This is a genomic window from Flavobacterium sp. AC267, from assembly GCF_979258715.1.
On sequence record NZ_OZ409875.1, the window covers coordinates 3,675,548 to 3,698,456 of the forward strand.

General features: G+C 32.0%; 17 protein-coding genes and 7 pseudogenes. 11 read left to right on the forward strand and 13 right to left on the reverse strand.

The genetic code is table 11. The features are described 5' to 3' along the window. Window positions 1-229 precede the first annotated feature (229 nt). From ACZZ95_RS19390 to ACZZ95_RS19410, 5 genes and pseudogenes are all read right to left on the reverse strand, one after another. Window positions 230-1,072, reverse strand: coding sequence for a DUF2911 domain-containing protein (locus ACZZ95_RS19390; protein ID WP_095951114.1), 843 nt, complete (start codon window positions 1,070-1,072; stop codon window positions 230-232). Between the two features lie 70 nt (window positions 1,073-1,142). After that, window positions 1,143-1,807, reverse strand: a pseudogene (locus ACZZ95_RS19395) (HAD family hydrolase). A gap of 72 nt (window positions 1,808-1,879) precedes the next feature. Then, the gene (locus ACZZ95_RS19400; RefSeq protein ID WP_463470283.1) at window positions 1,880-2,593 is read right to left on the reverse strand and encodes a tRNA threonylcarbamoyladenosine dehydratase; all 714 of its coding nucleotides are present in this window, start codon (window positions 2,591-2,593) and stop codon (window positions 1,880-1,882) included. 143 nt (window positions 2,594-2,736) lie between these two features. Further along, window positions 2,737-3,384 (reverse strand): TatD family hydrolase, encoded by a 648-nt coding sequence (locus tag ACZZ95_RS19405; RefSeq protein ID WP_463470284.1) that lies wholly within the window; start codon window positions 3,382-3,384, stop codon window positions 2,737-2,739. Then, window positions 3,384-3,983 carry a DUF1684 domain-containing protein gene (locus ACZZ95_RS19410; protein ID WP_463470285.1) on the reverse strand — a complete coding sequence of 200 codons (600 nt, stop codon included), beginning with the start codon at window positions 3,981-3,983 and terminating at the stop codon, window positions 3,384-3,386. Before ACZZ95_RS19410 ends, ACZZ95_RS19405 begins: the two co-directional genes overlap by 1 nt. A 99-nt stretch (window positions 3,984-4,082) precedes the next feature. Here ACZZ95_RS19410 and ACZZ95_RS19415 point away from each other — a divergent pair, with 99 nt between their 5' ends. The 9 genes and pseudogenes from ACZZ95_RS19415 (at window position 4,083) to ACZZ95_RS19455 (ending at window position 10,964) form a co-directional block, all read left to right on the forward strand. After that, window positions 4,083-5,300 carry an MDR family MFS transporter gene (locus ACZZ95_RS19415; RefSeq protein ID WP_463470286.1) on the forward strand — a complete coding sequence of 406 codons (1,218 nt, stop codon included), beginning with the start codon at window positions 4,083-4,085 and terminating at the stop codon, window positions 5,298-5,300. A gap of 166 nt (window positions 5,301-5,466) precedes the next feature. Beyond that, a pseudogene (locus ACZZ95_RS19420) lies at window positions 5,467-5,829 on the forward strand (BlaI/MecI/CopY family transcriptional regulator); the annotation flags it as partial. Between the two features lie 464 nt (window positions 5,830-6,293). After that, entirely contained in the window at window positions 6,294-7,034 is a 741-nt protein-coding gene (locus tag ACZZ95_RS19425) for a M56 family metallopeptidase (protein WP_463470287.1), read from the forward strand. After that, window positions 6,988-7,506, forward strand: coding sequence for a hypothetical protein (locus tag ACZZ95_RS19430; protein ID WP_463470288.1), 519 nt, complete (start codon window positions 6,988-6,990; stop codon window positions 7,504-7,506). The genes ACZZ95_RS19425 and ACZZ95_RS19430 overlap by 47 nt, the downstream gene beginning before the upstream one ends. 6 nt (window positions 7,507-7,512) lie before the next feature. Beyond that, window positions 7,513-7,882 (forward strand): annotated as a pseudogene (locus ACZZ95_RS19435) (BlaI/MecI/CopY family transcriptional regulator). A 134-nt stretch (window positions 7,883-8,016) separates the two neighbouring features. After that, window positions 8,017-9,039 (forward strand): M56 family metallopeptidase, encoded by a 1,023-nt coding sequence (locus ACZZ95_RS19440; RefSeq protein WP_463470289.1) that lies wholly within the window; start codon window positions 8,017-8,019, stop codon window positions 9,037-9,039. A 254-nt stretch (window positions 9,040-9,293) separates the two neighbouring features. Continuing rightward, a complete protein-coding gene (locus tag ACZZ95_RS19445; RefSeq protein ID WP_463470290.1) occupies window positions 9,294-9,734 on the forward strand; it encodes a hypothetical protein in 441 nt (146 codons plus the stop codon). A gap of 130 nt (window positions 9,735-9,864) precedes the next feature. Continuing rightward, window positions 9,865-10,005 (forward strand): SsrA-binding protein, encoded by a 141-nt coding sequence (locus ACZZ95_RS19450; protein ID WP_095951105.1) that lies wholly within the window; start codon window positions 9,865-9,867, stop codon window positions 10,003-10,005. Window positions 10,006-10,117: 112 nt separating this feature from the next. Then, a pseudogene (locus ACZZ95_RS19455) lies at window positions 10,118-10,964 on the forward strand (EamA family transporter). Between the two features lie 83 nt (window positions 10,965-11,047). On the opposite strand, the pseudogene ACZZ95_RS19460 reads toward ACZZ95_RS19455, so the two are convergent. Further along, a pseudogene (locus ACZZ95_RS19460) lies at window positions 11,048-11,604 on the reverse strand (fasciclin domain-containing protein). Between the two features lie 211 nt (window positions 11,605-11,815). Here ACZZ95_RS19460 and ACZZ95_RS19465 point away from each other — a divergent pair. Together ACZZ95_RS19465 and ACZZ95_RS19470 are read left to right on the forward strand one after the other, a co-directional pair. Next, window positions 11,816-12,349, forward strand: coding sequence for an ExbD/TolR family protein (locus ACZZ95_RS19465; RefSeq protein WP_463470291.1), 534 nt, complete (start codon window positions 11,816-11,818; stop codon window positions 12,347-12,349). Between the two features lie 88 nt (window positions 12,350-12,437). After that, window positions 12,438-12,995 carry a hypothetical protein gene (locus tag ACZZ95_RS19470; RefSeq protein ID WP_463470292.1) on the forward strand — a complete coding sequence of 186 codons (558 nt, stop codon included), beginning with the start codon at window positions 12,438-12,440 and terminating at the stop codon, window positions 12,993-12,995. A gap of 85 nt (window positions 12,996-13,080) precedes the next feature. Here ACZZ95_RS19470 and ACZZ95_RS19475 read toward each other — a convergent pair whose 3' ends face one another. The 7 genes and pseudogenes from ACZZ95_RS19475 to porQ form a co-directional block, all read right to left on the reverse strand. Then, window positions 13,081-15,039: a tail fiber domain-containing protein gene (locus ACZZ95_RS19475; protein ID WP_463470293.1), complete on the reverse strand. Its 1,959-nt coding sequence runs from the start codon at window positions 15,037-15,039 to the stop codon at window positions 13,081-13,083. A 455-nt stretch (window positions 15,040-15,494) separates the two neighbouring features. After that, window positions 15,495-17,274: pseudogene (gene rpsA, locus ACZZ95_RS19480) on the reverse strand (30S ribosomal protein S1). Window positions 17,275-18,010: 736 nt separating this feature from the next. Next, window positions 18,011-19,387, reverse strand: a complete 1,377-nt coding sequence (locus ACZZ95_RS19485) for a nucleoside permease (RefSeq protein WP_463470294.1) — start codon at window positions 19,385-19,387, stop codon at window positions 18,011-18,013. Between the two features lie 66 nt (window positions 19,388-19,453). Beyond that, complete coding sequence (gene cmk, locus ACZZ95_RS19490; protein WP_463470295.1) at window positions 19,454-20,146, reverse strand: (d)CMP kinase; 693 nt, start codon at window positions 20,144-20,146, stop codon at window positions 19,454-19,456. Window positions 20,147-20,188: 42 nt separating this feature from the next. Next, window positions 20,189-20,719: a murein L,D-transpeptidase catalytic domain-containing protein gene (locus ACZZ95_RS19495; protein WP_463470296.1), complete on the reverse strand. Its 531-nt coding sequence runs from the start codon at window positions 20,717-20,719 to the stop codon at window positions 20,189-20,191. A 178-nt stretch (window positions 20,720-20,897) separates the two neighbouring features. Beyond that, window positions 20,898-21,500 carry a murein L,D-transpeptidase catalytic domain-containing protein gene (locus ACZZ95_RS19500; protein WP_463470297.1) on the reverse strand — a complete coding sequence of 201 codons (603 nt, stop codon included), beginning with the start codon at window positions 21,498-21,500 and terminating at the stop codon, window positions 20,898-20,900. 4 nt (window positions 21,501-21,504) lie between these two features. Continuing rightward, a pseudogene (gene porQ / locus ACZZ95_RS19505) lies at window positions 21,505-22,525 on the reverse strand (type IX secretion system protein PorQ). Between the last annotated feature and the right edge of the window lie 384 nt (window positions 22,526-22,909).

The following is a 22,909-nucleotide window of genomic DNA, read 5'->3' on the forward strand; positions in this document are numbered from 1 at the left end:
ACTTGCTTCCTAATTTAATCAGGAGATTTAACCGCAAAGACCGCAAGGTTTTTTTAAAGGCGACGTTTACTAATAATGCAAAGTTCGCAAAGTTTTGGGAATAAACTTTTCGAACTTTGCGTAAATCTTTACGCTCTTTACGGTTAAAAACAAAGCAAAAAAAATTCCAAAACCCGAAAGTTTTGGAATTTGGAATTTTATAATTGAAATTTATAATTTGTAAAAATTATTATCTGCTCCACTCTGCGATACTGTCTTTATTTAATTTTACGTAATCTGCGTTGTTTGCGGCTTCAGCAGATGCTAAAGAAGCTTTTGCTGTTTCGATTGCTCCCTTTTTATCACCTTGTTTTGCTTGAATCTGTGATTTCAATCTTGATACGTAATACGGTTTATCTGTACTCATATCAAGCGCTTTGTCTACATACGTTCTTGCTGTTTCGATATTTCCGTTTGATTGAAATAAATATTGGGCGGCACCGTAGTAATCATTCCAAGTTGGACCAGCCAAAGTTTTTTCGATGCTTGCTACAGCCGTTTTCGCCGTTGGAACTTCAAATTTTAAAGCTACATGAGAATTTTCCCAAGCCATTTCTAAATAGCCGAAATTTGGATCTAAACCGTTAATTCCGATTGTAAATGTCTCAACAGGAGTTGGTAAAGCATCTTCTTTTACAGTAGTTTTTAAAGCTACATAAGCATCACTCCAATTTTCTGGCAATCCCCAATTGTCTGTAGAAAGATAAAAAATTACGTCCCAGCTTTCAATTCTTGGAACTGTATAAATTGCATATTTCCCTTTTTTCAACGTTTTTCCGTCAATAATTACATCGTCGCTGAAGTTGATAATAGTATTTTCATTAGCACCAGTTCTCCATAATTTTCCAAATGGAACTAAGTTTCCGAAAACAGCTCTACCTCTTGCACCTGGTCTTGAGTACGTAACTTCAACATCTGTTAAACCTACAGTTTGTTTTATATATCCTTTTGGACTTGATTGCGGCGTTTTTACTTGCGCTTCTGATGCTAATGGCGCTAAGATCAGGGCTAATGCAATAAGTAGTTTTTTCATTCTTGTGAGTTTTTTTGTTTGTTCAAATTTACAAATTCAATTACCGAACAAATGTTAAATTTTATATAATTCAAGCTTTTAGCTGTGATATTTTTTTCGGCATTTAATTCATTGAAATGATCAATAATCAAATCTGCTTGATCTAAATCCTGCGGCTTTGAATGTTCACTTTTGTATCCTATACAGTATATTCCGGCGAGCTTTAGCGGCTTTTATACCGTTAGTGCTGTCTTCAATAATGATACATTCTTCTTTTGGCGCAATAGATAATGACGCGACATGAATAAAAATCGCCGGATTTGGTTTTGACTGTGGAAAATCTTCTCCACTAACAATATCAGTAAAATACTGATGCAGATTGAATCTTGTAAAAACACGATCAATAGTTACTTTTGAAGCTGATGAAGCAAGGATTAATTGTATTCCGCTGTTGTATAAGTCTTTAATTAAATCTTCAACGCCATCCAAAAGATATAAATCTTCTTTTGTATCAAATGCATCATTAAAAATACTGCGTTTTCTCTGAATCAAATCTTCAACTTCCTGTTCTACAGAAGGAAAATAGCTTTTTAAAGTTTGAAATGTATTTCGAGTAGAAAATCCCGTAAACGAAGTATACATTTCTTCAGGAACTTCAATATTCAACTCCGAAAATTGTAGATAATAAGCATAACGGTGAACAGGTTCTGTATCTACAATTACACCGTCCATGTCAAAAATTACTGTTTTAATCATTTTTTTTAAGGTTCTAAGGAACAAAGGTTCAAAGGTTTTTACTTTTACACTGAAAACTGTAAACGTGACTGCTTATTTCGTAAGCAAATGTCTAATCACTGTTTCAGCGACATGCAGACCAAATAACCCTGGCATATAGCTGTTTGTTCCGTAAAAAGACTTTTTAAAGTTTTTTCCGTCGGTTAATTTTAAGCTTTTTTCGTCTTGAATTTCAGAAGAAAAAACCACTTTTAATTTATTGATTTTTACTTCTCTCAAACGCTTACGGATTGTTTTAGAAAAATAACAGTTTACCGTTTTAGAAATATCTGTAACTTTTACTTTAGAAGCCAGCATTTTTCCGCCTGCGCCCATACTGCTGATGATTTTTACTCTTTTTCTTTTTGCGACTATAATCAAATTTAGTTTTGGAGTAATACTGTCGATACAGTCTAAAACATAATCAAATTCTGGAGAAACAATTTCGAAAGCACGCTCTGGAGAAAGAAATTCCTGTACGCGAGTAAGGTTTAATTCTGGATTAATATCCATCAAACGATCGCCCACAATTGTAATCTTTGGTCGCCCTACTGTTGAATGCAATGCTGGTAACTGGCGGTTGATATTGGTTATATCTACAACATCGCCATCTACAATTGTCATGTTTCCTACTCCTGCTCTTGCTAAAAATTCAGTCGCAAAAGATCCAACTCCTCCTAATCCAACGACTAAAACATTAGATTTTTGTAAATTTTCTAATCCCTCTTTCGTAAATAAAAGCTCAGCTCTTTCTGTCCACTCTGCCATATATTATATTTTGTTTTTTTAGTTTTATTTGTTTCAGGTTTCAGGTTTTGCATTTGTCAGGCTGGGCGAAGTCGAAGCCCTCGTGCTTTTTTGTAATTCCCTTCGACTTCGCTCAGGGTGAAATCCTAAAACTTATATTTTATCTACTTGCTAAATACACTTTTATAATTACTCGAAATAATAGTCTTTAATTCTTTTATATTTACATCTTTATATTGAGAAGCTAATTCATAAACCTGCTCAATTGATTCTTCCATTGTATCTGTTTCCAGAAAAAAACGATCGTTTGGTACATACTCAAAAACCGTTTTTAAATCGGGATTTTTCAATAAATATTTTCCAAATGAAAGATAAAATTCTGCTGTAATTAATTGTTCTGCAACTTGTTTGTTTTTCGAAAAACCATGAATAATCATCGGAACCGTGATTTTCAATCTTTTCTTAATTTCAATTACTTCCTGAAAAGCGGCAACACAATGTATCACGACTGGTTTTTTGAATTTTTGTGCCAAAGCTAATTGCTTTTCAAAAACTGAAATCTGTAAATCAAAAGGAACTTCAATTCTTTTATCCAAGTCGCACTCTCCTATTGCCAGGCAATTTTCAGTCTGCAATTTTTCTTCTATAATTTTTAAATCGGCATCTATCGTATTTTCATCAATATACCACGGATGAATGCCAATAGAATAAAATGCAATCGAGGCATCAAATTCTTTTGGATATTGATTAACCAATTCTAAAACATCAGATTGATTGGTAAATTGATGGGTATGAAAATTAAAATATTCCATTAATGAAAGGTCTTGACTCCTGCTTTAATTTCAATTTTTAAATCATTTTCCAACGGTACCAGCGGACAAGAATATTTGTAATTATATGCGCAATACGGATTATAAGCTTGATTAAAATCGATTGCTATTGTATTTCCTTTTGGAATTTCTAAATCGATATAACGCCCTCCAATATAACTTTGTTTGCCGCTAGTTAAATCTGAAAAAGGTAAAAACAAATGATTTTTATATTTTTCCTGTACTATAAGATCTAAACTTTGATAAACGGCCAGTTTAAAAGCTTTTCCGTTTATTTTAAAGTTTAAAGTGCCATATTTAATATACTTTGGAGTATAATTTCCTGAAGTTTTCATTTCAAAAACCTTTCCTCCTTTTGCTTTTACCAAAGTAGCATTCACAAAATAGGTCGCGGAAATAGGATAAAAATCTAAGCTTTTAAATGTTTTTAAATCTTCTGCCATTAACGGACTTGTCTTAGGATCAGCATATTCCGAATTAAGTTTCTTTTGAAATTTTTCGGCATCGCTTTTACTAAATTTTTTTTGACCGAAGCCAAAATTAAAAACCAACAATAAAACTAGGGCGTTTATAGTTTTCATCTTAGAAATTTTATGCAAAAATAGTTCAAAAGTAACAAAACAACAACCACTTAACGAGACAAAGTTTCCTAACTTTGTAACGATAATATATCATGCAAAATGCTTAAAACCGCTTTTACCCATTACATTAACAATTTTAGAGGATTTACAAGAGAAATTTGGATTCTGGCCGTTGTCACATTTATCAATCGTGCTGGAACAATGGTACTTCCTTTTTTATCTAAATATTTAAAAGAAGATCTTCATTTTACCTACAATCAAGTTGGATGGATTATGGTGGCGTTTGGTTTTGGTTCTATGCTGGGATCTTGGCTTGGAGGTAAACTTTCAGATAAAATAGGGTTTTATAAAATCATGATTTTTAGTTTATTTACCAGTGGCGTTTCGCTTTTCTTTGTTCAATATATTACTACTTTTTGGGCGCTTTGCGTTGCGATGTTTTTATTAATGACCATTGCAGATATGTTTAGGCCGGCGATGTTTGTTTCTTTAGGAGCTTACGCAAAACCAGAAAATAGAACGCGCGCCTTAACCCTGGTTCGTCTTGCTGTAAATTTAGGTTTTGCCGCCGGACCTGCTCTTGGTGGTTTAATTATTATGGGAATGGGTTATTCTGGTCTTTTCTGGGTTGATGGAGCTTCTTGTATCATTTCGATCTCTATTTTTGCTTTATTGGTAAAAGAAAAGAAAAAAGCTATTCATGATGATAAAACCGAAAGCGCTTCTGACGTAAAATCTGTTTTTCATGATAAAATTTTCTGGGTTTTCTTATTTGTGAGTTTTATTACTGCAATGATCTTCTTTCAGCTTTTTACCACTTTACCTTTATATCATAATGAGAAATTTGGATTGAGCGAATTACAAACAGGATTATTAATGACACTCAACGGACTTTTGATTTTTTCTTTAGAAATGCCTACTGTTGGTTTTCTAGAAAGAAAAGCATTTCCTAAAATCAGAATTATTATTGTTGGTTCATTTGTTATGGCCTTAAGTTTCTTTATCCTTCTCATTAATATGTGGGCAGGAATATTAGTAGTCAGCATGGTTTGTATTTCTATTGGAGAAGTTTTGACTTTTCCATTTTCCAATGCTTTTGCTTTGAGCCGAGCACCACGCGGACAAGAAGGCCGTTATATGGCACTTTATACCATGAGTTTTAGCCTTGCTCATATTATTAGTTCTAAAGTGGGCTTTGAAATTATTACCCGATTGGGCTACCAAATTAACTGGTTGTTTATGGCTTGCATAGGTGTAATTGCAACTGGATGTTGTATTTGGATTAAAAATGCCTTGGTCGCAGAGAAAATTTCTTAAACAAATTTAAATTACATAAATAACTGAAATTCAAATTAATACCATTAAATTTGAATCATATTTCTGCGCTCAAAAGTCAATTCAAACTTGATTTTTAGTTAAATAACTATATTTATAGTTGCGTAACTAAAAAAATAGTTGTAGGTTTGAATTAAAATTAGAGAAGATGCAGAAGTTAACAAACAAAGAAGAAGAAATTATGATGATTTTATGGAAGCTAAAGAAAGCTTTTGTAAAAGAAATCCAAGCAGAAATTACTGAAGACCAGCCACATTATAACACGCTGTCAACCATTGTTCGTAATTTGGAAGAAAAAGGATATGTTGGCCATAATGCGTTTGGTAACACGCATCAATACTTTCCTATTGTTGCCATTGAAGATTACAGAAAAGGATTTATGAAAACGGCGATTGACAATTATTTCAACAGCTCGTATAAAAGTATGGTTTCCTTTTTTGCTAAAGAAGAAAAAATTTCTGCAGATGAACTGCGCGAAATTTTATCAATGATCGAAAATAAAAACGAAAAAAATAGGCGACTTATGGAAGCACTTTTTATATATATCGCCAAATCATGCAGTTTAATGTTGTTTTTCTATTGTGTTTATTATTTTTTATTACGCAAAGAAACATTCTTTAACAGCAACAGATGGTTTTTAATATCTGGTTTAATTGTCGCGACTTTTTTACCACTATTAAGTTATACAAAGATTATTTGGATAGATGCTGACCCATATGTAGATACTGCTATTCAATCAACTTTTGGTGATCACTCTGAAAAAGAATCTGTTGATTTTAGCTGGAGTACTATTCTACTAACAATTTATGGACTTGGATTTTTAGTTTTTATATTAAAACTAGCCATTGACTTTTACAGTCTGAATGCTATTATCAAAGGAAAAAAATTCAGCGACAAGCCGATTTTAAATTCATTGATATTAACGAAAACATTGCTCCTTTCTCCTATTTCGAATATATCATTTACAACTCATCATTGTACACTCCAAGCGAATTAGAGAATATTCTTGAACATGAAAAAGTACACAGCGATCAAAATCATACTGTAGATGTATTGATTTCTAGAATCTTCTGTATTTTATTTTGGTTCAATCCTATTATTTGGCTTTACAAAAAGGCTATTATGCAAAATCTTGAATTTATTGCCGACAGCGAAGCGACAAAAAAAATACAAGATAAAAAATCATATCAATACACACTTTTAAAAATAACAACACAAGAAAATTGTGTTGCAATCACCAATCATTTTTATCAATCATTAATCAAAAAACGAATCGTCATGTTAAACAAAAATCAATCAAAAAAGAAGAATTCTTGGAAGTACTACACTGTAATTCCTGCACTTGCGGCTTTTGTTTTATTATTTCAAGTTGAAGTAATTGCAAAGGAAAAACCGCAAATTATACAGGAAAATGAATCAAACATCAAATCTGTAGATGTTTATAAAATCCGAAAAAACTCTACAGATGCAGAATTGAATGAAATCAAAAGTAATTTGCTGAAAGATCACAATGTAAAATTTGAGATTTCTGAAATTAAGAGAAATGATTCTAATCAATTAACATCTATTGTAGTTGATATCAAAAAAGGAAAGCAACGTGCTAAATCCATTCAAAACTCTAGCAATCAAGCTATAAATGAATTTGGAGTAGTTATTATAACTTATAATAATGGTGACAAAAAAGATCGGAATTCAAACTATAAACGATTCAAATAAAGAATCAAAAACTGCACTAAGTAAAGGCGGCGCAACTGTGAATGTAAATAAAGATAATGATGATAATTCAACATCTCCACATTCAAATATTATTATTACTCAAAACCAAAACTCTAAAAACCAAACCAATGTCAACGTTAATTCTAATACTAGTACAAAAACTAACAGCAATACTAATTCAAATAGCAACACTATTGTAACCACAGATAATGATGACAACAATGTAGTTACTAAAATTACTACTTCTAATGGAAAAACAAATGTTGCGGTAACGAGCGGTTCTTCAAAATCTAAAGTACAAGGTGTACCTCTTATAATTGTTGATGGAACAGAAATGCCACACGGTTTTGATCTTGACGAAATCAAACCTGAAGATATTAAAAGTATGTCCGTTTTTAAAGGAACTAACGCACTTTCAAAATATGGCGAAAAAGGATCAGATGGCGTAATTGAAATCGAAACCCGCAAATAAACTAAAATGCAAAAGCTAACCAATAAGGAAGAAGAAATCATGCATATTTTATGGAAGCTCAAAAAAGCTTTTGTGAAAGAAATTCAAGCAGAGATTTTAGAAGATCAATGCGCATTACAACACTTTATCGACTATTGTTCGTAATCTGGAAGAGAAAGGATATGTTGCGCATAATGCTTTTGGAAACACACATCAATATTACCCAATTGTAAGTATCGAAGATTACCGACAAGGTTTTATGAGTACAGCAATTGACAACTATTTCAACAGTTCATATAAAAGTATGGTTTCTTTTTTTGCTAAAGAAGAAAAAATTTCTGCGACCGAATTAAGAGAAATATTAGATATGATCGAAAATCCAAAAGAAGGTAAATAATCAAACACTATGGAAGCACTTTTCATTTTTATCCTAAAATCAAGCGGGTTACTAGCAATGTTTTATTTTGCTTATATTTTGTTACTTCGCAAAGAAACTTTTTTTAACAGCAGTACTTTTTTTTAATTGCGGGATTGATAACTTCTGTAATACTGCCTTTTGTAGTTTACACTAAAGTGATCTGGGTTGAAAAACCAGCGGCTCCAATAACTGTAGATAGAGCGATTGAAAACTTTTCTACTGCTACTGTTTCTAACAATAGTACTGTTGCTTATAAACCGCAGTACAATCCAGAAGCGACAGTTGAAGAAGAATCAATTGAAATCAATTGGGATTTAATTTTAATTGCGGTTTATGGTTTAGGATTTACAGCTTTCATGGTCAAATTTGGACTTGATTTTTATAGCCTGAACACAGTTTTAAAAGGAAAAGAAATACAACAGCAGGAAGATTTCAAATTTATTGATATAAATGAAAACATTGCTCCCTTCTCTTATTTCGATTATATTGTATATAACTCATCACTATATACTCCGGCGGAATTAGAAAGTATTTTGGAACACGAAAAAGTACACAGTGATCAAAATCATACTGTAGATGTTTTGATTTCGAGAATCTTCTGTATTCTATTTTGGTTCAATCCAATTGTGTGGCTGTACAAAAAAGCTATTCTGCAAAATCTTGAGTTTATTGCTGACAGTGAGGCTTCTAAAAAAATCAGCGACAAAAAAGCGTATCAATACACACTTTTAAAAATCACAACACATGAAAACTGTGTTGCAATCACCAATCATTTTTATCAATCATTAATCAAAAAACGAATCGTCATGTTAAACAAAAATCAATCAAACAAGACAAACTATTGGAAGTATTATGCCGTAATTCCTGCACTTGGGGCTTTTGTTCTTTTATTTCAAATAGAAACAATTGCACAGGAAAAGAAACAAAACGAACTACTTGCAATTTCAAAAGATACAATCAAAACCACTGAGGAAACATTCAAAATCACTAAAAATACGAGCGATCAGGAATTAAAAGAAATGCCAGGAAAATTAAAAGCAAGTCATAATCTTGAAATCGAAATTTCGGACGTAAAAAGAAATTCTAAAAAAAGAATTAACAGCAATTCAAATCAAAGTAAAATCAGAATCTGGTAAAAAGCAATCTATTGTAATAGACGGAGATGAAGCTATAAAAGACTGCGAATTTGCAATTGGAACTGACGAAGACGGACAAAAATCTATCAATATTATTACAGATGGAAATTTTTCGGTTCCTGTAATGGTTAAAAACGACAAAGTTATTGTTCGCCACTACGGAGATTCTGATGTGTTACCTCCTACACCACCTTCACCACCAGCTTTTCCATCAGGACCAATGCCTGCTTGCTCCGGCATTTGATATGTCAAAAATGCCAAAACCGCCTGTAGCTCCAAAAAACATGAATGATAAAGTCGCAGTGAGTAAGTTCGAAAAAGAAATGGAAGCTTTTGAAAAGCAAATGGAAATTATTGAACCTCAATTAGAAGCTTACCAAAGACAAATTGAAATCGTAATGTCTCAAAGAGAAGCTGTTTATGAAAAAGAAATGGCTAAGTATGAATTAGCAATGGAGAAATTCAATGTTAATATGGACAAATTCAATTATGACTTTAAGTTTAAATTTGGAAATGATGCAGAATATGGAAATACGAAGCAATATGAGCAGGATATGAAACAGTTGGAGCTTGATATGAAGCGGCATGAAAAAGACATGAAACAACATGCAAAAGATATGAAGCAACATGATAAAGATATGAAGCGACACGTAAGAGACATGAAAGCTTGGGAAAAAGAAAACAAAAAAGCTTAATTTGCTTTATTCATTAATAGAAAAACCAGTGCTTAAAACACTGGTTTTTCTATTTACATAATTTACACCTTAAAAGACTTTGCTTCAATCACAAAGTCTTTTTTTATATCTTTGAAAAAACAAATCTACTATGTATAAATTCTTAGCCAAATTAAATAAAATATTATTGCCAAGTTTTACCAAACAAGGCTTAGATATTGCAAAAGCAAAAAAATGGCAAATGGCTATTATTGGTTATCGCGCTTATGTTACAAAACGTGCATTAGAATAGTCTAAAAAAATCGTTTTTATTATAAACTTATTTGTATAGCGGCTTTATTTAAAAAGAGAAGTGGTTTCGGCAAAACTTATTTCGTAGTTTTGCAGTCCATTACCATTTTTTAATGAAAAATAAAGAAATCAACCTTCCTCCTGTTCCCGCTGTATTATTGGCAATTATTAGTGTTCAGTGTGGTGCGACAATCGCCAAAACACTTTTCCCTACAATTGGAGTCGCAGGAACCGCATCGTTGCGTATTGGTATCTCTGCTTTAATTCTGTTATTAGCTTACCGACCAAATCTAAAAGCAATTACCTCAGACCAATGGAAAATCGTTATTCCATACGGATTGTCTTTGGGCGCCATGAATTTAATTTTCTATTTTGCTATAGAACGAATTCCAATTGGTTTAGCCGTTACCTTAGAATTTGTTGGGCCTTTATTATTGGCTATTTTAGGTTCCAAACGCTTAATTGATTATTGCTGGGTTTTGCTGGCGGCAATAGGGATTTTATTAATTGCACCGTGGACAAATGATCGTCTCGATCCGCTAGGTATTTTATTTGCACTTTTGGCTGGAGCATTTTGGACTGCTTATATAGTTTTAGGAGGAAAAATTTCTAAAATAATGAACGGCGACCAAGCCGTTTCAACGGGAATGTTATTTGCTAGCAATTTTAATTTTACCCTTCGGATTTTTAGAAAACGGATTAGCTAATCTAACTCCAAAACTCTTTGGAATGGGTGTTGCACTTGCGCTTTTATCCAGCGCAATTCCATTTACTTTAGAAATGAAAGCCTTAGGTCAGCTTCCTCCTCGTACCTTTAGTATTTTAATGAGTTTAGAACCTGCAATTGCATCTATTTGTGCATTTATTTTTCTACAGGAAAACTTAAGTTTTTATGAGATTTTGGCGGTGGTTTGTGTCGTTGCGGCGTCTGCTGGAAGTACTTTGACTGCGAAAAAATAGTTTTAAAAATCTTAAAATAAAAATTCCAAATTCCAATTTTAAGCTTGGAATTTGGAATTTTTATTTTGGAATTTTCTAATCTATTACTTTTTTGGCGACAACACGGCATCAACTACATGAATTACACCATTTGATTGGTTAACATCTGCAATTGTAACTTTAGATTTGTTACCATTTTCATCTGTAATGTAAAGATCTTTACCTTTCATCCATGCCGTAATAGTTCCACCGCTTACAGTTTTAATAACCGCTTTCCCTTTTCCATCTTTTATTGCTTTTGCAATATCAGCCGAATTCCATTTTCCAGAAACAACATGATAGGTCAAGATCGTTTGAAGCATTTTTTTGTTTTCAGGTTTTAATAATGATTCAACAGTTCCTTTCGGTAATTTGTCAAAAGTTCGCATTTGTTGGAGCAAAAACGGTAAATGGTCCTGCACCTTTTAAAGTCTCAACTAAATCAGTCGCTTTTACTGCCGCAACCAATGTGGTGTGATCTTTTGAGTTAACGGCATTTTCGATAATGTTTTTATTAGGATACATTGCTGCGCATGCCAACCATTACTGATTTTTGAGCGAAAGATGTAAATCCGAATGCTAATGCTAAAATTGCTGTGGCTAAAAATTTTCTAGTTTTCATAATTAATATTTTAAGTTATAAGCTCATTTACGCCGTAATATTTGTTTTGGTTTTATGAAAACTAAAAATAATTTTAAAAAACTTTGAATTATTCTCAAAACACACTGTAAAACAAGATGTTGTACGTAAAAATTATTTTTTTATATTTTTCTCCAACTAAATGATTTTCGTTTTAGTTTTATTCTTAAATTAGTTTTAAAACTTATTCATTATGCAAAATCTACCTAAAAAAGTAAGAAGTAAAAAGTTAAGTTCTAGAGTCGATTTAACTGCAATGGTCAGCGTTTCTTTTTTGCTGATTATATTTTTTATGGTAGCAACCGAGTTAAGAAAACCAAAAGCTGTTGATTTGAGTTTGCCAGAAAGGTACTCCGATGAAATGGATTGCGTTATCAGTTGTGGCACTGATGTGCGTCGTATTATAACTATTTTATTAGATGATAATGATAAAATAATTTCATATTCAGGTCTTTTATTTGCTCCCCTTGAAAATCCAAAAAATCTAAATTATGGTAAGAATGGAATCCGTCAAGAACTTTTCAATAGAAAAAAAACGATCTTAGAACGTGGAGCGACTATTGGAAAACCAAAATACGACCCGATAGTTATAATAAAACCAAGTAAAAAGTCAAATTTTAAAAACTTGGTTGACATATTAGATGAAATGGCAATTGTTGGAATTGATACTTATGCAATTGTGAATGAATATACTCCTGAAGAGTCAAAATTATTAGCTTCAAAATAGTTTTTACTTAAATAAAATTCACTAAAAAATATATTTAAAACACATTTTATTGTAATACTTTTACTATTTAAAAATTAATCTCTTTGAAATGAGAAAAAGTATAAATAAAAAAGGTATTACTATCAAATCCGAATCATTAGCAATAATTAATGTAACATACTTAATGCTAATATTTTTTGTATTTATTACTGAATTACTAAAACCAAATAGTATTGCATATTATTTTTCAAATTGCGCTGATAGAATTTACTCAACCAATTGTATTGTGACGCAGAAAAACGGAATTTTTACTGATGAAAATGGTATACTTTTTCCTGAACAAAATGTCATCTACATTTCACTTCATAAAGATAAATTACTCATATACAGACCTTTTTTTTCATCTTCACAAAATGTTATAAAAACTAATTATGGAAAAAATGGAATTAGAAAAGAGTTACAGAAAATTAATACCGAAATATTACAAAAATCAGCCAAATTAGGACAGTCTGGCAGAGGAGCTGTCGTAGTTATTAAACCAAGTGAACAGAGTAATTTACAAAACCTTATTGATATTTTAGACGAAATGACTATTGCTAAAATTGGAACTTACACTATTTCTAACAATTTTACTTCCGAGGAATCCAAATTAATAGCTTCAAAATGATTATAAAAAAAGAGGAAGTTAAACTTCCTCTTTCTTGTTTTAAATTTTATGCATTTTAGAACCATTCAAAATTTATTGATCTTAATTATTTATCCAATAATGTTTCTAGTCGTTTTAATCTAGCCTCTAAATCATTATTTTTTTTATATAAATCTTCGATTATATTTTGTTGCTCTTGAACTGCTTTTACTAAAGGTACTACAAAAGTTGCATAATTTAGGCTATAAAAAACTTCTGTATTAGTAGGTTCAGAAACACCGCTAAATTCATAATTTAAACTATTTGCCACAGCTTTTACTTCCTGAGCAATAAAACCAGACTTCAAATTATTAGTTTCATTTTTCATAAAATAGGTTACTGGACGCAATTTGGTTATAAAATTTAAACCATAAGAACTATCAGTTATGTTTGTCTGTAAACGTTTGTCTGAGCCACTGAAAAATTGAGTAGCAGTCATAGAACCACTTGTATATACACCAGTTACCTGAGTGTTTCCTAGTTGAATCGTATTACTACCTTTACCCACTGCATTATTCCCTATCACAATTTGATTAGTATCTCCAAGTCTTGCTACTCTTGTATCTACACCAATAAAAATAGAATTATCTACCAAAGTTGCAAGAGTACCACCAGTTGCACCAACATGTGTTCCGCTGTACTTTCCAATTGCAATGTTGTCGTTTCCAACATCAGAATATCTTAAAGCATTAGTTCCAAATGCTATGTTGCCACTCCCGCTTTTGTTCAAATTTGTTGCATAATTTCCAACACCAATATTATCATTTCCGGAAACATTACCATTCATTGTATTTATACCAATACCAATGTTAAATGAACCTGAACTATTATTAAACAGAACTTTTGTTCCAATAGCTGTATTTTGCTCCCCAACGTTATTAAAACATAATACGCCATAGCCAATTGCAGTATTCCATTGCCCTGTTGTATTATTTCTTAGTGCATCTGCTCCAAAGGCAGTGTTTAGTGTTCCGCTAGTGTTAGCTTTCAATGCATTCGAACCAAATGCCGCATTATTAACACCTGTAGATGCTGGGTTAAGAGCATAAACGCCAAATGAAGTATTTTGCGCATTCAATAAACCACTTCGCACATTATTACGTTTAAAAACCAAGTCATTGTCATCTTTGGTTCCGATAAAATCTGTTGTCGCGCTTGTTCCTAAATTACCTCTTGTCAACCATGGATTATTATTCCATTTTAGCACTCCTTTTTCATCAGTGGCTAAATATGTATTAATTGGACCTTTAACTAAATTAATTTTAGCATCAACCAGAGTAGCTCCTGCACCTTGAACAATCTTAAGAATATCACTCGTATTATCTGTTGATAACTCCTTAGTAATTGCTGATACGACATAAGGTTTTTCCGTAGTTCCTATACCATCAACTTTTATAGTATTACTCCCCTGAGTCTCACCACCTTTTCCATCTAAACCTTTATCACCATTACTTCCCGCATCTCCTTTTACTTTACCAGCATTATTAGTAGTTCCATCAGTGTATTTTAAAACTAAATCTCCATTTTCATCAATTAACGCAGAATTGATACTTTTTCCATCACTTCCATCTTTTCCATTCTTTCCATTTATTTTAATCCAAGTACCATCAGGTTGTTGAATATAAACAGTTACTGTTTCTGTATCGGTGTAAATCATTACATCAGAACCGGGATAACCTGGTTGCCCTTTATCACCTGGTACTCCCTTATCAGCCGTTGTATTAACAGGTATGTCATCTGAAGTACTAATTTTATTCCATTTGTCGATATACCAATAGTAATATCCGGGTTTTAAGTCTGTCGCAGTTGTTGTATTAAAAACAAAAAGACTGTTTACATTTCCTTCTGCAATCGTATTTGTATCAGTTAAACTTGTTAATGCGACTCTGGGAAATAAAACTCCTTTATCTTCTGCGAAGACCTCTAATTGACTTGAAAGATTTGGTTCTTTTTTTCCTATAATTACTTGCGAATAAGCTGAATAAAAACTTAATACAAAAACTATTGGAAGTAATTTATTTTTCATTAGAATTTAATTTAATTGGCATTTATAAAAATTACATATACATTACAAATTATTGATTATCAATAGATTATTTCCTTTTAATTATTTTGATAAACTATAGATTTGTGAATACAAATTTCCTATTAATTGCATTTTATTGTCCCTCTAAAAGTTTTTATTTTAATACTTTAAGACATTTTATAGTAGTAATTATTTCCTCAAAAAAATATTTTAACAAATGAATTTTAATATCAGTAAAAAATAAAAACGGTATATATAAAGGGCGTATAAATTTTAATAAAGTGTAGTAGAGAAAAATATATAATAAGTTTTGTTTCTCCTAAGCACATATAACTTCTAAAATTATAATTTTAAGAAGCAATGAATTAGGTAAGATGAAGGGAGCTAAATATATGTAGAAACAAAAAAAAAGTCCCACATTGCTGTGGGACTTTCTATTTAGAGGAAACTAAGAATTATTTTTTCTCAGTTTTTTCCATTTTAGCTTTTAATGCGGCTAACACATCATTGTTATCTCCTAAAGTTGCGGCTGGTGCATTAGTAGAAGAGTTAGATGAAGTATTTTCAGTTGCGGCTTTCACGTTTTTCTCTTCTTCTTCACGGAAGATAGCAGTGTGAGAAGCAACTACTCTTTTGAATTCTTTGTTGAATTCGATTACTTTGAAATCAGCAGTATCACCTTTTTTCAATTTCTTTCCGTCTTCTTTTTCAAGGTGACGAGTAGGAATGAAAGCAACGATATCATCTCCGAATTCTACAGTAGCTCCTTTGTCAACGATTTCAGAAATCTCACCATTGTGGATAGTTCCTACAGCGAAAGAATCTTCGTATTGATCCCAAGGATTAGCAGTAGTTTGTTTGTGACCTAAAGATAATTTACGTCCTTCAACATCTAATTCTAATACAACTACATCAAGTTTTTCACCAACATTTACAAATTCAGATGGGTGTTTGATTTTCTTAGTCCAAGATAAGTCAGAGATGTAAATTAATCCATCAATTCCTTCTTCTAATTCTACGAAAATACCAAAGTTTGTAAAGTTTCTAACGATACCTGTATGTTTAGAACCTACTGGGTATTTAGAAGTAATGTCAGTCCATGGATCTTGAGACAATTGTTTGATACCTAATGACATTTTACGGTCATCTCTATCTAAAGTTAAGATAACAGCTTCAACAACATCTCCAACTTTTACGAAATCTTGAGCAGAACGTAAATGAGTTGACCATGACATTTCAGAAACGTGGATTAAACCTTCAACACCTTCAGCAACTTCGATGAAAGCACCGTAATCAGCGATTACAACTACTTTACCTTTAACTTTATCACCAACAGTTAAGTTAGCATCTAAAGCATCCCATGGGTGAGCGTTTAATTGTTTCAATCCTAATTGAATTCTTGTTTTCTCATCATCGAAATCAAGGATTACAACGTTTAATTTTTGGTCTAATTCAAGAACTTCACTTGGGTGGTTGATTCTGCTCCAAGAAAGGTCAGTAATGTGAATTAATCCGTCAACACCACCTAAGTCAATGAACACACCATAAGAAGTAATGTTTTTAACAACACCTTCTAATACTTGTCCTTTTTGTAATTGACCGATGATTTCTTTTTTCTGTACTTCAATATCAGCCTCGATAAGTGCTTTATGAGATACAACAACGTTTTTGAATTCGTGGTTAATTTTTACCACTTTGAATTCCATCATTTTGTTTACATATACATCGTAGTCTCTAATTGGCTTAACGTCAATTTGAGATCCTGGTAAGAACGCCTCGATTCCGAATACGTCAACGATCATACCTCCTTTAGTTCTACATTTAACAAAACCGTTAACGATTTCTCCAGTTTCATTAGTCAGCAATAACTCTATCCCAAGATTTGATAGTACGTGCTTTTCTGTGAGATAATACTAATTGACCTGTTTTGTCCTCACGGATGTCAATTAATACTTCTACTTTGTCACCTACTTTTAAGTTTGGGTTGTAACGGAATTCGTTTAAAGAAATAACACCTTCAGATTTAGCATTGATATCAACGATAACGTCTCTATCTGTAATTCTAACAACAACTCCTTCAACTACTTCTTCTTGATCTGTAGCGATGAAAGTTTTTGATACTAGTTCTTCAAACTCTTGTAAGTTTTTCTCATCTACTGCATCAATTCCTTCTTGGAAGTTATGCCAGTTAAAATTTGCTAAAAACTCTTCTTGTGATTTTAATTGTTCAGACATGCTGATAAAAAATTTGTATTCTGTTTTTCTCGAGTTTCTCCATGCGATAGAAAATACAGAAGTTGTTTTACATAAATGGTTGATACCTAATGGAAACTCTTCTCTGCCAAAAGGTTTGCAAAATTACTACAAATAATTGGAATAGCAAAACAATTTCAAGTTGATTATGAGTGAAGTATTGAGGAGCAGTACTTTTTAGGTTTTTCAACACCTTAAGTCCCGCTATTCGCTCCAATCTTTTGTGTCTCGTTCAAAAACGAGACACAAAAGGATTTCCACTTCTATCGGGGCTAGATTAGAAATTTTGAGTTCTTAAGAAATCTCATAATTCTCCTGCAAGGTTTCCAAAACCTTATAGGTATCTAATTAATCTCGCAAAAACTTTAATGGTTTTCCGATTTGTTCTATACAACAAACCCGACAGGTTTTAAAAACCTGTCGAGTTTATAATATGATTAAAAAAATCTAAATCGTCATTTCTCTATTCAAACCTACAAGGTTTTGGAAACCTTGCAGGAAGCTTAACTTTAAATAAATACTTTCATCTAATTTGAAATCCGTCGAACTCCTGCAAGGTTTCCAAAACCTTGTAGGTATCTAGTTAATCTTCCAAAAACTCTAATGGTTTTCTGATTTGTTCTATACAACAAAACCCGACAGGTTTTTAAAACCTGTCGGGTTTACTATGTGTAATGATCTTTGTCAAAGTTCGAAACTTTGATAAAAATTTATAATCTTAATGACTCAAACTCTCTATCTCCTTCGGATCATGCTTATGCTTAAACAAAACAGCAAATGCAATTGCAATAACCAAAGCATAAATAGCAAATGACAACCAGATAGTATGCCAGTCTTTCATCAAAACTGGATTTGCAAAAATACCATCAGCAGAAATTGAATTTCCTTGTTTTGTAACAAATTCTGTCATTTGTACATTTGACGCATCTGTCTGTAAAAATTCAGCTAATTCTGTTGTAGTACTAAATGACTTAGTAAAGAAACGATCAATAGCCCAGCCAGAAGTCAAACTTCCTAAAACTGCTCCTACTCCGTTGGTCATCATCATAAACAATCCCTGTGCTGAAGAACGAATTTTAGAATCGGTATTACTTTCTACGAATAACGAACCAGAAATATTAAAGAAATCAAATGCCATTCCGTATACAATACAAGAAAGAATAATCATCCATAAACCTTCTACCGGATCTCCAAAAGCAAATAATCCGAAACGCAATACCCAAGCCAGCATACTAATCAGCATTACTTGCTTGATTCCAAAACGTCTCAAGAAAAACGGAATTGCCAAAATAAATAAAGTCTCAGAAACCTGAGAAATCGACATAATAATCGTCGAATATTTAATTACAAAAGAATCTGCATATTTTGGAAAATGTTTAAATTCATCCAAAAATACATCTCCATAAGCATTTGTTAACTGAAGCGCTCCTCCTAAAAACATAGAAAAAACAAAAAACAAAGCCATCTTATAATTTCCGAATAATTTAAAAGACTCTAAGCCAAGAGTTTCTATCCAGGTTGCATTTTCTTTAATCAAACGTTGCGGCTCACATTTTGGTAATGTAAAAGCATAGATTCCAAGAATTAAGGCACCAACCCCAGCAATATAAAACTGATATTCCGTTGCTTTACTACCGCTTAAATTGGTAATCCACATGGCTACAATAAAACCAATTGTCCCCCAAACACGAATAGGCGGAAAATCTTTTACTATATTTTTATTGTTAAGTTTTAATGAGGTATAAGAAATAGAATTACTTAAAGCAATTGTTGGCATATAAAAGCACATTGCGACAAGCATAACTGCAATAAATGTATCTGGCGTAGTTACCTGAGCTATTACAAATAAAACAACTGCATAAAGAATATGGAGACCACCATATAATTTTTCGGCATTTACCCATCTGTCAGCAATGATACCGGTAAGAGTAGGCATAAAAAGAGACGCAATTCCCATGGTTCCAAAAACTAGCCCAAACTGAGTTCCCTCCCAGTTTTTTGTGCCAAACCAATAATTTCCAATTGTAATAAGCCACGCTCCCCAAACAAAAAACTGAAGAAAGCTCATTACGATTAACCTGTTTTTAATTCCCATATACGAAATTGTCTTTAGTAAAAATGAAGCGGTAAAACTACCATTAAAAATAATATCTACAAAAAATTATATCGTTTTAACAACATCATTTACTAATTCTAAAACTGCTGCAAACTGTTCTTCTTTATTTAAGTAAGAATTATCAATTTCTATTGCATCATCTGCAATCACTAAAGGAGAATCTTCACGGTGCGTATCAATATAATCTCTTTCAACTACATTTTTCAAAACATCTTCATACGATACATTGTCTCCTTTTTGCTGTAATTCGTCAAAGCGTCTTTGTGCGCGGGTTTCTGCACTTGAAGTCATAAATATTTTAAGTTCAGCATTTGGAAAAACTACAGTTCCTATATCTCTGCCATCCATCACTATAGCTTTGTTGGTTCCCATTTCCTGTTGTTGTTCTACCAATTTAGAACGAACTTCAGAAACTTCAGCTACTTTGCTTACAAAATTAGACACTTCAATAGTTCTAATTGGTTTTTCAACATTTTCACCATTCAAATACATTTCCGCAAAACCCATATCCGAATTAAATCTAAATTCTAACTGAATAGTTGGTAAAGCATCAATCAAAGCTTTTTTATCAAAAAAATCAGCGCCAATAATATTGTCTTGCATTGCAAAATAAGCAACAGCGCGATACATTGCTCCAGTATCTACATACACATATTCAAGTTCTTTTGCCAATTGTTTTGCTAAGGTGCTTTTACCTGTAGATGAAAATCCATCGATAGCGATAGTAATTTTTTTCAATTTCTTATTTTTTAATTTTATTCTTTTAATAACTGCCGAATCTCAATAGTAAATACTCATTAAAATATCCGACTCAGAACGGTCAATTATTTTGGCGATTCTTTCAAAATATTTTTTATTTACCATTGGACAGCCATAACTGTTGCAAATGTAACCATCTTTCTCTTTATATGGAACATCATAGTAATAATGAAAAACAATATCTCGTTTAAAGGCATTATTATTAGTAGAATCCAATCCATATAATTTATAAGCTTTTCCAAACTTTCCTCTGTAATGATTTCCAATTGAATATCTTCCTAATGAAGTACTTAACGAATTTGGGACATTGCTAAATTGAAGCTTTCCTTTTACTCCACTTTCAGAACCAGAGCCATGAGCGACCAATCCTTTATCTATAATTTTATCCGTTTTTAAATCGTAAACAAAAAAGCGATTTTTACCCGACGGGATTTTCATATCAATAAAAAAGGCAATTTTATCATTGTATCTGGAACTTTTAGCCAGTATCTTTTTAATTTCTAATACTTGATTTTCAATCCTTTTATTATCGGCTGACAGATAAATCATCATTCCTTTGATCCGAAATAATTATGAAGGCTATATAAGCCACAATAATAAAAAGGCAAATAAATAGTATTTTCTTCATAATAAAACTGTCGCAAAAAAAACTTTTCACTATCGAAAATCGAATCGATTTTCAACAATAAAAAGTTTTCTCTTAATTTATTTATTCAAATAAAAATTCTAATTAATAATAAATATCCATCAAGATATTTGACTTAGAACCATCGATTATTTTTTCTATTCTTTTAAAGAATTGCTCATTAACCATTGGGCATCCGTGGCTATTGCTAATGTAATAATCCTGTTCTTCTAAAGGAACTGCAGAATAATGATGAAGTACAATCGCTCTTTTTAAAGCATTGCTGTTACTTTCTTCCAAGCCGGCCAATCGATAAGCCTTTCCAAAAATACCTTTATAGGTTTTACCAATTGCATATCTTCCTAATGCGGTGCAATTTGAATTTGGCATATTACTAAATTTAAGCATTCCTTTTATTCCAGTTTCAGAACCAGAACCGTGAGCAACAAGACCTTGATCTATAACTTGGTCTTTTTCTAAATCGTAAACAAAAAAGCGATTTTTTCCAGATGGAACTTTCATATCAACCAAAAAAGCAATTTTTTGATTGTATTTATGCTCAATGTTAATCATGTTTTTTAGATTAACAATTCTGCTGTTAATTCTTTCCATTTCGATAGTAGAAATGGCATTTTCTTCTTTAAAAGAAAGTTTTGAACCCGTAAAAAAACTTAGAGTTACAAATAAAAACAAATAGAATAGCTTCATTTATCTATTGAAAATTAAGAATTAGACCAAAAAGACTTGTATTAGTCGCCAATGTATATCTAGAATACGAATAATTAAATTTTAACTTATTCATCTTTAAACCAAAACCTAAGGAAACACCTGAAAAATTGCGCTGTTCATCTACTCTTAATTCTTCTCCTCTTCTAAAATTATATCCAACACGAAGATTGAATGCTCTTTTTGGAAAAAGCTCTACACCAAAAGTGACGTGTCTCAGTGCATTATTTACAAAAGAAACTTTCTCTGGATTCGTTGATCCGTCAATATTAGTTTCGCCTCTGTTAGGATTTGAAAAAGAAATATTCCACTGCTGTAAATTTTCTAAAGTAAGATGCCAGCGAATGGGTACGTGTTCTAATTCCTGGGAAACTCCTGCGACGATTTCAAAAGGTAAATTTTCTTTTATTCCTGAATATGTTGTAAACTGTGTTCCTAGATTGCGAAATACTAAGGCAAAATTTAGATCATTTTTTTCATCTAAATATAAAAGTCCTAAATCAAGCGCACCACCTATAGAATTATAACTTTCAAGAGAAGAAGTTATTAGCTTAGCATTTGCTCCAATATATAAATCAGTAAAGGGTACGTTGTACGAATATCCTACTGTAAGTGCTCCTTCACTTCCTGTAAAACTTGATGTTGCCTGTCCGTTTTCATCATAACCTTCAAATGATCCGTAGTTTACGTAACTCACGCCAGCATAAAAAGTCTGCAAATGCCTGTCGTAAGTATATGCATAGGAAGCCGTGCCGTAAGACGCTTCTCCATAATAACTCCCGTAGTTCATTGCCAGATGATTGTCCATGTCGGGGTTTATAAGTGCAGGATTAGACATGGCTTGATTAACATCTTCATCATATATCGTAATAATATCTCCTCCTAACAGCTGCCTGCCTTGGCGAAGTTGTTAAATTTAAAAATTGATAGGTGTAACGCCCTCCAACCTGCCCGAAAGAAGCCGAGCAAATCAGTATCATTAAAAATAAAACGATATGTTTTAACATGTTTTTGGAACGTTCCTATATGGGAATAACGTAAAGGCAAAGATAAAATTATATAACAGCAAAAATAAGATTAAACCGTAAATATATTTTAATAAAAAGAAATTCCAATCTTTTAAATTCCAAATTCCAACAAATAGGAAAATTCCAATCTTTAGAAATTCCAAATTCCAACAAATAGGGAAATTTGAAAATTAAATTCCAAATCCCAACAAATGGGGAAATTTGAAAAATTAAATTCCAAATTCCAATTGATCGAGAAATTCCAATCTTTTAAATTCCAAATTCCAACAAATAGGGAAATTTGAAAATTAAATTCCAAATCCCAACAAATGGGGAAATTTGAAAAATTAAATTCCAAATTCCAATTGATCGAGAAATTCCAAT